Annotated in this window: 11 protein-coding genes; 4 read left to right on the top strand and 7 right to left on the bottom strand. The window is 69.5% G+C overall.

Features of this window, described 5'->3' with window-relative positions:
- Positions 1 to 17: 17 nt before the first annotated feature.
- Together ACFE7U_RS03695 and ACFE7U_RS03700 are read right to left on the bottom strand one after the other, a co-directional pair.
- Positions 18 to 836: a hypothetical protein gene (locus ACFE7U_RS03695; protein ID WP_375408381.1), complete on the bottom strand. Its 819-nt coding sequence runs from the start codon at positions 834 to 836 to the stop codon at positions 18 to 20.
- Between the two features lie 120 nt (positions 837 to 956).
- Positions 957 to 1190 carry a hypothetical protein gene (locus ACFE7U_RS03700; protein WP_375408382.1) on the bottom strand — a complete coding sequence of 78 codons (234 nt, stop codon included), beginning with the start codon at positions 1188 to 1190 and terminating at the stop codon, positions 957 to 959.
- 550 nt (positions 1191 to 1740) lie between these two features.
- Here ACFE7U_RS03700 and ACFE7U_RS03705 point away from each other — a divergent pair.
- Both ACFE7U_RS03705 and gshB read left to right on the top strand, forming a co-directional pair.
- The gene (locus ACFE7U_RS03705) at positions 1741 to 2055 is read left to right on the top strand and encodes a hypothetical protein (RefSeq protein ID WP_375408383.1); all 315 of its coding nucleotides are present in this window, start codon (positions 1741 to 1743) and stop codon (positions 2053 to 2055) included.
- A gap of 106 nt (positions 2056 to 2161) precedes the next feature.
- Positions 2162 to 3109 carry a glutathione synthase gene (gshB, locus tag ACFE7U_RS03710; protein WP_375408384.1) on the top strand — a complete coding sequence of 316 codons (948 nt, stop codon included), beginning with the start codon at positions 2162 to 2164 and terminating at the stop codon, positions 3107 to 3109.
- 30 nt (positions 3110 to 3139) lie between these two features.
- Here the strand turns inward: gshB and ACFE7U_RS03715 are convergent, their stop codons facing one another.
- Both ACFE7U_RS03715 and ACFE7U_RS03720 read right to left on the bottom strand, forming a co-directional pair.
- Positions 3140 to 4540: an amidase gene (locus ACFE7U_RS03715; RefSeq protein ID WP_375408385.1), complete on the bottom strand. Its 1401-nt coding sequence runs from the start codon at positions 4538 to 4540 to the stop codon at positions 3140 to 3142.
- Between the two features lie 11 nt (positions 4541 to 4551).
- Positions 4552 to 6186: an ABC transporter substrate-binding protein gene (locus tag ACFE7U_RS03720; RefSeq protein WP_375408386.1), complete on the bottom strand. Its 1635-nt coding sequence runs from the start codon at positions 6184 to 6186 to the stop codon at positions 4552 to 4554.
- 591 nt (positions 6187 to 6777) lie between these two features.
- Between ACFE7U_RS03720 and ACFE7U_RS03725 the strand changes: the two genes are divergently transcribed.
- Positions 6778 to 7047 (top strand): NepR family anti-sigma factor, encoded by a 270-nt coding sequence (locus ACFE7U_RS03725; protein ID WP_375408387.1) that lies wholly within the window; start codon positions 6778 to 6780, stop codon positions 7045 to 7047.
- Positions 7047 to 7625, top strand: coding sequence for a sigma-70 family RNA polymerase sigma factor (locus ACFE7U_RS03730; protein WP_375408388.1), 579 nt, complete (start codon positions 7047 to 7049; stop codon positions 7623 to 7625). The genes ACFE7U_RS03725 and ACFE7U_RS03730 overlap by 1 nt, the downstream gene beginning before the upstream one ends.
- Here the strand turns inward: ACFE7U_RS03730 and ada are convergent.
- The 3 genes from ada to ACFE7U_RS03745 form a co-directional block, all read right to left on the bottom strand.
- Positions 7594 to 8703: a bifunctional DNA-binding transcriptional regulator/O6-methylguanine-DNA methyltransferase Ada gene (gene ada / locus ACFE7U_RS03735; RefSeq protein WP_375408389.1), complete on the bottom strand. Its 1110-nt coding sequence runs from the start codon at positions 8701 to 8703 to the stop codon at positions 7594 to 7596. The genes ACFE7U_RS03730 and ada overlap by 32 nt on opposite strands.
- Positions 8704 to 8840: 137 nt before the next feature.
- Complete coding sequence (locus ACFE7U_RS03740; protein ID WP_375408390.1) at positions 8841 to 11210, bottom strand: putative bifunctional diguanylate cyclase/phosphodiesterase; 2370 nt, start codon at positions 11208 to 11210, stop codon at positions 8841 to 8843.
- 86 nt (positions 11211 to 11296) lie between these two features.
- The coding region (locus tag ACFE7U_RS03745; RefSeq protein ID WP_375408391.1) for a cytochrome P450 at positions 11297 to 11896 on the bottom strand (600 nt) is incomplete at its 5' end.

Below are 11896 nucleotides of genomic sequence, written 5' to 3' on the forward strand. Positions count from 1 at the left end.
TCAGTTCTTGCGCCCCATCAGTTCTTGCGCACCAAGGGCACGAGCCCGCGCACGGGCGCTGCCGCCAGAGGCCCGTCCCCCGGCACGAGGCCGCAGCGGATCTCGGCATCGCGCGGGAGCAGCGGATCGAGGAGGGCGCGCCGGGCATCGAGGAAGCCGAGGCTGCGCTCGGCGGCCACGGCCTCGGCGGCTTCCGGCACCTCGACGAGAAGGTGATCGAGGGCATAGCGGTAGCGGGACACGCGGAGCCCGGTCTCGAGTCTGACCCAGGCAATGAGGCAGCGGTTCTCGGCGACCCGCATGGCCGCGTGGCGGACGTCGTCGTCGCTGAGCGACCGGAGGGTGGAGAGGCCGCGCAGGCGCAGGGCATCGGCGTCCCGCACGCGCAGAGCCGTGGCGACGAAGGCGGGGATCAGGCGGCCGTCGGCGCTGATGTCCTCTCCGAGGCGGCGGTAGCGCGAGACCGGCGAGCGGAAGGACTCGGAGACCAGGGTCCGGTGATAGGCGTCGATGTCGTCCGACCGCCAGTTCGGCGGCAGCACCCGGCTGCGGGTGAGGTTGGCGAGCGCCGCCGTGAAGACATCCTGCCCAGCCGCGGGCATGAGGTAGCGCCAGGCCCGGTCGCGCAGGACGCGCTCGTCGTCGGTGAGCGGGAACGGGGCGGCCGGCTCGTCGCGGACGCTCGCCGCCAGCGACCCGGTGGTGTCCACGAGGCGGTTCCAGGCGCTCGGCGCGGGGCGGCCGAAATCGCCTTCCTGGGCGCAGCCGACGAGAAGCCCGAGGGGAGTGATGGCCATGATCCCGCACAGGCGGCGGGACGAACGGGCGGGCGGCATGGCGATCCTCGTCGGCGCATTCTCGGCGCCAGAACCCTTGCGGCGTGTCGGCACTCGGTCTCGGCCCTCGTCCGTCATCGGACTTCCCTCGAAACGGCGGCGGGATCCCGGGCCGACGCCCTACGATGGCTGACGGCGTCGCTCCCCGGTGGACGCGACCGCGTGCTGCTCATGGTGCGCGGGCCGCTCGTAGCGGACCCCCGTGAACAGCAGGATCTCGCCGTCCGGACCGGTGGATTCGGCCGCGCGCCGGAAGCGCCGGCCGGTCGGTAGTGCGAAGGGCAGGATGGCCGCGCCGCGCCGCATCGGCGCCCTCGCGGTCTCGTCCTCACTCGGCCGTGGCTCAGGATTCATCACTGGAGATCCCGTCAATCGTTTCGCCTCGTCCGCATCGCTGAGCGCTGCCCGCATGGAGCATCGTCGCGGCGAACCCTCCGGTCGTCGGCGGCGCGAGGCCGAGATCATCACGGGGTGGTTAACGGAGTGTTTCCAGCGTTCCTGCGCCCATCGCGTGTCTCCTTTTTGTCGAAGGCCGCCCCGATCCGAGCGGGAGACACGGCGGGCCGATGCGCCGGGCGGGGGAATTGGGGGGACGTTGTCGACCACATACCTACTTCTGGCTTGCATATTGCATCATCGGAATCGCCCATGGCGGGCGTTTCCTCCCTTGCACTTGGCCCCGTTTGCCACGCGAACGGGGCCTTTTCATACCGAACCTCGGTCTCGTCGGGGGTTCGAGGGGCAGTGCCACACCCATGCCGCGTTTGCGGCCGACCCCGTCGCGGGTGCCCGAGGGCGCTTGCTAACCGACGCGGCTGACCGATATGCCGGGTCGTTCGACGACAACGGCAACGACGGCCTGTCACGCCATCACCCGACCCAGAAGAGCGAAGGACACCGCAGAATGCGCGTGGTTACGTCACGATTTCCGAGCCGAGGACGCCGCCATCAGGCGGTGCTGACGCTGGCACCGTTCGCCCTCGCGCTCCTGGCGGCATCCCCGGCACTCGCCCAGCGCGAAGACCAGGGGCTGCAGCTCGGCTGCGCCAACGATTATTTCCGGCTCTGCGCCGGCGTCGATCCCAACAGCTCCGATGCCGAGAAATGCATGGACCGCAACCGCCCGCGGCTCTCGCCGGAATGCCGCGCGGCGATCGGCGACTACGACCGCCGCACCGGCGGCAAGGGCACCAAGCGCAACTCGGGCGCCGACGACTGAGGACCGGATCCCGCGGATCGGATCAGTGAGGCCCGCGACCGGAGACGGGCGCGGGCCTTCGATGTAAGGCGAGGGCGAAAGCCCGCCGAAAGCCGGAGATGCGACCATGGCCCTGACCGTCGCAGTGCAGATGGACCCGATCGGGGCGATCCGGATCGCCGGCGACACCACCTTCGCGCTGCTGCTCGAAGCGCAGGCGCGCGGTCACCGCCTCCTGTACTACACTCCCGACCGCCTCTCCCTGCGGGACGGGCGCGTCACGGCCATGGCGGAAGCCTTGACGGTGCAAGACGTCGAGGGCGCGCATGCGACCCTGGCGGACCCGCAACGGATCGACCTGTCGCAGGTCGACGTGGTGCTGATGCGCCAGGACCCGCCCTTCGACATGGCCTACATCACCGCCACCCACATGCTGGAGCGGATCCACCCGCGCACCCTCGTGGTCAACGATCCGGCCGAGGTGCGGAATGCTCCGGAGAAGCTCTACGTCCTGCAATACCCGGAGCTGATGCCCCCGACCCTGATCAGCCGCGACAAGGCCGAGATCGAGGCGTTCCGGGCCGAGCACGGCACCGTGGTCATGAAGCCCCTGCACGGTCATGGCGGCGCGGCGGTGTTCAGGGTTGCGCCGGAGGACCCGAATTTCGGCTCGATGTTCGACCTGTTCGCCGCCACCTTCAGGGAGGCCTGGGTGATCCAGCGGTTCCTTCCCCGGATCACCGAGGGCGACAAGCGCATCATCCTCGTCGACGGCGTCGCCATGGGCGCCGTCAACCGGGTGCCGGCGGCCAACGACATCCGCTCGAACCTGGTGCGGGGCGGGGCCGCCAACGCCTCGGAACTCACCGAGCGCGAGCGCGAGATCTGCGCCACGATCGGCCCGGAATTGAAGCGCCGCGGCCTGATCCTGGTGGGCATCGACGTCATCGACGGCCACCTGACCGAGATCAACGTCACCTCGCCCACCGGCATCCGGGCGATCCGCAGGCTCGGCGGCCCGGATCTCGCGGCAGCGACCTGGGACGCCATCGAGGCCCGCCGCACCGCGTCCTGACGCGATGCGGCCGATCCGATCAGCGTGGGCTCACAGTCCCGCCGGCACGCGCAGGTGCCAGTCGGTGGCGCGCTGCAGCGCCTGGCCGATGCGCAGGGCCATCGCCTCCTCGTAGGGCCGGCAGGTGATCTGGAGGGAGAGCGGCAGACCGGCGGCCGTGAAGCCGTTGGGCAGCGCCAGGGCGCAGAGTTCCAGCAGGTTGCCGAACCGGGTGAAGCGCGAGGGCAGCCGGTCCTGGTCGAGCCCGTCGAGGGGCACGGCCGCGTGCTCCGTCGTCGGGGTCAGCAGCGCGTCGATACCGGACATCGCCGCCGCCATCTGGCCCTTCATCGCGACCTGGTCCTGGCGCGCGCGCAGGTAGTCCGCCGCCGAGATGCCGGCGCCCGCCAGGATGCGCTTGCGCACCGCCGGGTCGAGGGGGCTGTCCGGGTCCTCGGCGAGACGCCCGTTGACGTGATAGGCCTCCGCCATGTGGAGGTTCGAGGCCGTCATCATCTCGGCGAACCGGAACGGCAGCGCCACCTCGACGATCTCGGCGCCGAGATCGGCGAGGAGATCCAGCGAGCGGTCGTAGGCCTCCAGCATGTCCTGCGCGACGGCGGCGCGCTCACCCTGCGGCATCCGGCCCAAGCGAAGGCCGCGCACGCCCCGGTCGAGGGTCGGCATCGGGTCGGCGGGCACGACCCCGCGGGTGTTGGGATCGAGCGGATCGGAACCCTGGAGGACGTCGTAGAGAAGCGCCACGTCGGCGACGCTGCGGGCCATGGGTCCCGGCGTGTCGAGGGTCGTACTCAAGGGGACGATCCCGGCGGCACTGATGCGACCCGTGGTGACCTTGAGGCCGGTGAGACCGCAGAAGGCGGCCGGCATCCGGATCGAGCCGCCGGTATCGGTGCCGATCGCCCAGGGCGCCATGCGGGCGGACACCGCGACGCCCGAGCCGCTGCTCGACCCGCCGGGAGTGCGGGCTCGCGCCAGATCCCAGGGATTCCAGGGCGTGCCCATGCGGGCGTTGGTGCCCCAGCCGCCGAAGGCGAACTCGACCGTGTGGGTCTTGCCGAGCACGATCATCCCTCTGGCGATCATCCGCCGGACGATGGTCGCCGTCGTGGTTGCACGCCGGTCGCGGAAGGCGAGGGAGCCGCCGGTGGTGATCCGTCCCTCGACGTCGACGAGATCCTTCAGCGCCACCGGAACCCCGTGGAGCGGACCGAGGGCGTGGCCGGACCGGATCGCGCGATCGGCGCCTTCGGCGGCGAGGCGCGCATCAGCGGCGTAGACCTCGACGAAGGCCTTCAGGCGCGGTTCGAGCCGGGCGATGCGCGCGAGCATCGCCTCGACGGCGTCGACCGGCGAGAGGGTTCGCGATGCGATCTGCGCGGCCAGGACATGGGCGGGCAGGAACGCGGGGTCGGTCGCCGGTTCGGCCATGCGGGACGGTCCTATTTCAGGCTGACGCGGGTGAGGTCGACGAACCAGGATTGCGGCGACACGAATCCCTGCACCCGCGGCGACATCGCCCGGGGGTTGAGGTCGTGGACCACGAAGAGCCAGGGCGGGTTGTCCACGAGCCGCTCGTGGGCGGCCCGCGTCGCCGCGGCGATCTCGGCCGGATCGGAGGATTCCGACAGGGTCTTCAGGGACGCGTCGAAGACCTCGTCCTTCCAGTGCTCGAAGTTGAAGCCCTTCGGGGGAATGTTCACCGAAGAGAAGTAGCGCGCCATCACCGAGGAATCCGAGGAGGGCGAGCTGACGTTGAGGGCCATGGCGCCCTGGAGCGAAGGCGCGTCGGGCGCCGAGCGGAGCGACGAGAACAGCACCTGCCATTCCGAGACGATGAAGGCGACCTCGACGCCGCAGGCTTGGCGGAGGTTCTCCTGCAGGAACTCGTTCATCGGCAGGGGCTGCATCTGCCCAGAGCCCGACGTCGAGATCATCACCTTGAAGGCGAGCGGCTTTGCCCCGCCGTACCCGGCCTCGGCCAGCAGCGCCTTGCCCTTGGCCGGATCGAAGCCGTAGCGGTTCGCAGGCGTGCCGAAATTCGGGTCGCTCGCTTTGAGCCAGCCGACGGCCGGCTCGGCGGTGCCGCTCAGGTACGCCGTCATGCCGTCGCGGTCGATGCAGTAGTTGAGCGCCTGGCGAACCCGAACGTCCTTCAGCGGGCTGCCCACCGCGCCGATATTGTAGAACCACGGCCAGACATGCGGGTAGGACCCGGTGGTGACGGCGAATCCTGCCTGCTTCAGCGAAGCGATGCCATCGGGAGCCGGGGCCTCGATCCAATCGACCTGGCCGGCGCGCAGGGCCGCGATGCGGGCATTGGCCTCCGGGATCGGCGCGAGCCGCACCTTGTCGACCTTCGCGGTCCGGTCCCGGTCCCAGTAGCCGTCGTGGCGGGCGAGGACGACCGACTCGCGTGGGGCGACCCGCTCGATCCGGAACGGTCCGGTTCCGGCCGCGGGCAGCATCGCGACCTTGGCCCAGTCCCGCCCCGCCTTCTCGAACGATGCCGGCGCGGTGAACAGGATGTAGGCGGTCATGAACGGAAAGTAGGAGGCGACCACCGACGAGGTGATGGACACGGTGTGGTCGTCGATCTTGGCGTAGCTCTCGAGCAGCGAGGCCCGAGCCCGGGTGATGCCAGCCCCCTGCAGCTCGTAGTGCGGGCTGTCGGCCTTGAAGTAGCGGTCGAGGTTCCAGATCACGGCATCGGCATCGAAGGGCGTGCCGTCATGGAAGGTGACGCCGCGGCGCAGGTGGAAGATCCAGGTCTTCCCGTTCTCGGTCGACTGCTCCCAGCGTTCCGCCAGGCCCGGCCGCAGGCCGGCGGGCCGGTCGGTGCGGGTGAGATCCCACAAGACGAGGCTCTCGAAGACCGGATAGCCGAGGAAGCGCATTCCCTCGAAGCCGTTATTGGGCATGCCGGTCGTGGTCGGGATGTCGGCGGCGGTCATGGCGATGCGGAGCACGCTCTCGGCGAGCGCCGGCTGCACCGTCAGCACGATGCCCGCCGCCAATGTCGCGGCACGGTGCCCGAGGGAACGTCGCGACGGAGGGCGGCACGCGGTCGCGGGCATCGAGGTGGCATCCGTCACGTCGTCACTCTCCAGGTTTGCGGTGATTGTGGCGTGAGGGCCGATGACAGCCCGTTGCGACGGTCAGCCCGGCGCCGAACCCCGCCCGCGGCCGGGGCGGCGAAGCAAGCGGGATGCCGTGTCTTCCGGGGATGGCGATCCGGGTCTGCAGCTCCTGCGCTCCCATGGCTGGCGTCGTCACGCGTCCCGACGTCGGCGTTCGCCGTCGAGGACGGCCCGATCGGACCGCTGACGCTCGGCTGTGGGCATGCTCGGTACCGGCGGCCGGGTCACGGGCGCAGTCGCCGCCCCGCTGAGATGTCCGTTCAAGATCTCCGGTATTGATGCCTCAGGTCTGTTGACGTATTGCCAAGCTCGTTGCCAAGCTTTCTGCGATTTCGATGAGCGGCGGCGCTGGAATCAAGCTCGGCGGGAGCGGTTTCGGTTATCTTAAAGTATGGTGAATGCATTCTTCACAACCCATTAAACGCGATCTCCTTAGCGCAGGCTCCAAGAGAACGGCCGCTTCACTTTACGTCGACACGCTCCTCTTCACGCGAGGTGCCGGCACCGGCCGTCGAGGATCCGATTACGATGAAACAGGATGACACCGTGCAGGCGGTCGGCATCGTCCCGGACGGCGCCGAGGCTCCTCCTTCGGGAGCTTCCGCCCCGACGACGATCGTCGCGGGCCGGCCGCGCTCACCATGCGGAGGGACGATCCGAGCTCCGATCGACGGCGAGGTCCGGCACCGAATCGGTCGGAACCTCAAGCTCCTCTACGCCGACATCCTGACCCAACCGATGCCGGAGCGCTTCGAAGCCCTTCTCGCCGACTTGGCGACACGACGGGAGACACCGTGATGGCGGCCTCACCTCAACCGACCGGCACGCCGAACGCCGCCGATGACGAGATGCGCGCGCTGCTCATCGGAGCGATTCCGTCGCTCCGCGCCTTCGCCTACACCCTGACCTACGACCTCGACCGCAGCGACGACCTCGTTCAGGACACCCTGGTTCGGGCCTGGAGCAAGGCCGACAGCTTCACCCGCGGCACCAATCTCACCGCCTGGCTGTTCACGATCCTGCGCAACCTGTTCTATTCCGAGCAGCGCAAGCGCAAGCGTGAGGTCGAGGATGCCGATGGCGTGCATGCGGGCCGCCTCACGAGCCTGCCCGAGCAGGAGGTCCGCCTCGAACTGCGCGAGTTCCGCACGGCGCTCGACGCCCTTCCGTTGAGCCAGCGCGAGGCGCTGGTGCTCGTGGGCGCCCAGAACTTCACCTACGAGGAGGCGGCCGTGATCTGCGGGGTCGCTGTCGGCACGGTGAAGAGCCGCGTCAGCCGCGCCCGCGGCCGGCTCATCGTGGATCTCGGGATGGCCGGCAGCGACGACATCGGCGCGGATGGCATCACCCGGGCGGCGATGGGCTCGCCGCCATGACGCAACCGGCCTCGCGGTCGAGCAGGTCGCGCTTGCGCGCGATGCCCCAGCGGTAGCCCGACAGGGACCCGTCCGAACGCACCACGCGGTGGCAGGGAATGGCGACCGCCAGCGCGTTGGCGCCGCAGGCGAGCCCGACCGCGCGCACCGCGCCGGGCTGCCCGATCGCCCCGGCGATCTGCGCATAGGTCGCCGTCGTGCCCGGCGGGATCCGCCGCAACGCCTCCCAGACCCGCTGCTGGAAGGCGGTGCCGCCGATATCGAGGGGCAGGGCGACCGGCCGCGCCGGGGCTTCGACGAGGCCGACGACCTGCGCCACCAGAGCCTCGAAGTCGGGATCGCCGCCGACGATCTCGGCTTTGGGGAAACGGTCCTGCAGGTCGCGCAGCAGCGCGTCGGGATCGTCCCCGAGGAGGATGGCGCAGATCCCCGTCTCGGTCGCGGCCACCAGGATCGCACCGAGGCTGCAGGCGCCGACGGCAAAGCGGATGCGCGCACCGAGTCCGCCCGTTCGGTAGCGTGAGGGTGTCATCCCGAGCCGGTCCTTGGCCCTGTCGTAGAAGCGGCTCGGCGCGCCAAATCCCGCCTCGTAGAGGGCCTCGGTCACCGACCCGGCTGCGGGCAGCAAAGCGGCGAGGCGCCGGGCGCGGCAGGCTTCGCCATAGGCCGCAGGCGTGATCCCGGCGACGTGGCTGAACACCCTGTGGAAGTGGAACGGGCTCATGCCGGCGACGCGCGCGAGACCGGCGAGATCCGGCATCGTCTCGGCGGCTTCGATCTGCCGGCAGGCGCGCGTCACCGCCTCGGCATGGCGCTCGGCGAGGCTGGCCTCGTTGGGGCGGCAGCGCCGACAGGGGCGAAAGCCCGCGGCTTCCGCCTCGGCGCAGGTGGCGTGGAAGGCGATGTTCTCGGGGCGTGCTCGCCGCGCCGGACAACTCGGGCGGCAGTAGATGCCGGTGCTGCGGACCGAGTAGACGAACAGCCCATCGGCCGAGGGATCGCGGTCGGCCAGGGCTTTCCGGCACGCGGCCTCCGTCGCGGCAGGGCCGCTCGTCTCGTCCGGGACAATGGGAATCATCGATCGGGCATCCTCTCGCAGCGCCGTGACGCACACGCTGCCTCAGCGCCCGGTTTGAGGAAACTGGCATACGCGCGCATCCCGTCCCTTGCGGTCGAATTCGGCGGCAGGTCGGCCCCTCGGCCGACGGCCGCCTCTCAGGCCGAGAGGCGCCGGGGCTGCGAAGGCTCCTGCCTATCATCGGCGGGGAAGATCTGGTGGAAGCGCTCCGGCAGCGTCTCGATGAGGCCCTGGATCTCGCCCTTCGGACGGGCCGTGCTGAACAGGAAGCCCTGGATGTCGCCGCATTTGCGGTCGCGCAGCATCCGGGCCTGCTCGACGCTCTCGACGCCCTCCGCCGTCACCGTGATCGAGAGTTTGCCCGCGAGGGTCAGAATGGCCTCGATGATCGCCAGGCATTCGTGGCGGGTGCTCATGTCCTTGATGAACGAGCGGTCGATCTTGATCTTGTCGACCGGGAAGCGGATCAGGTAGCTCAAGCTCGAATAGCCGGTCCCGAAATCGTCCAGCGCGATGCGCACTCCCAGCGCGCGCAACTCGCGCAGGTTGGCGGCGATCGCCGCGTTCATCTCGAAGAAGATCGACTCGGTGATCTCGATCTCGAGGCGGTTCGGATCGAGGCCGCTCGCCGCCAGGGCATCGACCACGTCCTGCAGAAGATCCGAGTGGCGGAAATGGGACGGCGAGATGTTGACGGCGATGCGGATGTCGCTTGGCCAGCGGGTGGCCTCCGCACAGGCTTGATGCAGCACCCAACGCCCGATGATCGAGATGAGCCCGCAGGCTTCGGCCACCGGCACGAACTCGGCCGGTGAGACGAATCCACGCAGCGGGGTGTTCCAGCGCAGCAGGGCCTCGAAGGCGTGGACGCGGCCGCCCGTCAGGCTGACCAGGGGTTGGTAATTGAGTTCCAGGTCGTCATGGGCGATGGCGGCCTTGAGATCCGTCTCGAGTTCCCGGCGGGCGCGCAGGACACGCTCCAGCGCCGGCTCGAACACCGAGACCCGGCCCTTGCCGTTCGACTTGGCGCGGTAGAGGGCGAGATCGGCCTTGCCCATCAGACCCTGGGGTTCCCCCGCGTCTCTGGGAGTCATGGCGATGCCGACGCTGGCGCCGATCTCGACCTGGATCCCATCGATGGCGTAGGGCACGCTGAGGGTAGCGATGAGCCGCTCGGCGAGCGCCACCGCCTGCGCCTCCTGCAGCCGGGGGACCAAGACCGTGAACTCGTCACCACCGAGCCGGGCGACGAGTTCGCCGTTCTCGACGGCCGCCCGAAGCCGGCGCGCCACCTGCTGCAGGAGCCGGTCGCCAAAATGGTGGCCGAAGGTGTCGTTGACGATCTTGAAGCCGTCGAGGTCGAGGCAGAGCAGCGCGCAGGGCTCGTTCGTGCGGCCAGCGCGCTCGCATTCGACGGCGGCCTGCGCTCCGAACAGGCTGCGGTTGGCGAGGGAGGTCAGGGAATCGTAACTCGCCAGGTAGGCGATCTGGTCCTCGGACCGACGCGTCGCCGTGATATCGGCGCCGACGCCTCGGAAACCCGCGAAGCTCCCCCCGCCATCGTAGGCGGGCTTTCCACTCAGCCGCCACCAGCGCGGGCCGTCGGCTCCCGGAATCTCGACGATGTGATCGCGGAACGGCGTCCTGTTCTGCGTCAGCGCGATCAGTTCGCGGCTGCCTTCCCCGAGCAATCCGGCGGAACTGTCGGAGCGGAGGAGCTTCTCGAACGGTGCGTGCAGCAATTTGTCGACCGGAATTCCCGAGACCTCCGCGATCCGGTCGGAGACATGCTGCAGGGTCCCGGCCGCGTCCGTCTCCCAGAGCCAGTCGCTGGTGCTCGCCTCGAACTCGTGGAGGAGCAGGCCGATCGTCTCCTTCTGGTCGCTGACGCGGACGCGGTCGAGGTTGCGCTCGGTGGCGAGCCGGGTCATCCGCCGGGTGCTCAACAGCACGAAGGCGGCGTAGATGGTCAGGAAAACCGCGAGGACGGCGGCGACATGCTCGCCGGTCCTCGCGAGCGCCACGAAGCTTCCGAGCACGATCGGGATGCAGAACCGGGCCGACAGGTTCGGGATCCCATGGAGCGTGAAGGTGGTGGCGATCAGGCCGGCGACGATCGCCACCACCAGCATGCGGTGATCGACATCTGATGGGCCGAAAAGCGTGAGCGGCATCGTCGACCATGCGATGCCCAGGCACAGCAGGACGGTTCCAACGCTGCGCGTCCTGAACGCGACGGAGGGCAGCCAGGCCGGCTGGTACCGGCTGATCCAGACCCCCAACGGCAGGAGGAGGATGCTGGTCGAGACCATGAGCAGGAGCGTCACGAGGTAGGTGTGGGACGCCACCTCCCAGAAGAATCCCACGACGGCGATCGCGACGACGATGTGGGTGACGGCGAGATAGGTCGCGAGATCCAGGGTCTCGGCGAGCTGACTGGCCAAGGCCTCGGTCAGATAGCGCGTCGGAATCGCGCCCATCGCCGGAATCGCGTCGGTCTCGCTCAAGGTGCGAATGAGGCTCGAGTCCGCGGTCCCGTCGGGACGGGAGGACGAGGTCGGGCCTTTCGCGGATGAGGCGGATCCGGCGCCCTTCATCGGTTGGCCCGGGCGCGACGCCCGATCCGCATCGGCATTCCGCCGTGGGGCCGCAGGGTGACCTTGAACCGAGCCTCGGGGCGCGGGCCCGCTGGGACCTCGAAACGGAATCGCGGCAGAAGACCCGCCAGGATGACGACGCATTCCGTCAAGGCGAAGCCCATGCCGATGCAGACCCGTGGGCCGGCGCCGAACGGCAGGTAGCTGTAGCGGTCCCGCTGCATCTCCGGAGCGAAACGGTCGGGATCGAACGTCTCCGGGTCGGTCCAGAGGGCTTTGTGGCGGTGGACCGCGTAGATCGGGACGTGGATCGAGGAACCGGCCGGGATAGTGGCCGATCCGAGCCGCACGTCGGAGACGGCCTGGCGCACCACCATGGGAGCCGGCGGATAGAGTCGCATGGCCTCCATCACGACCTGGCGGGCATAGGGGAGTGCTTCCGGTGAGGGTCTTTCGCCCGCACAGGCGATCTCGGCGCGCAGCCGCCCTTCGACCTGCAGGTTCTCCCCGATCAGGCGGAAGGTCCAGGCCATGGCGAGCGCCGTCGTCTCGTGGCCGGCCGCGATGAAGGTCAGGAGGTTGTCGGTCAGGGCCTC

The organism is uncultured Methylobacterium sp., from assembly GCF_964251405.1.
Classification (GTDB): Bacteria; Pseudomonadota; Alphaproteobacteria; order Rhizobiales; family Beijerinckiaceae; genus Methylobacterium.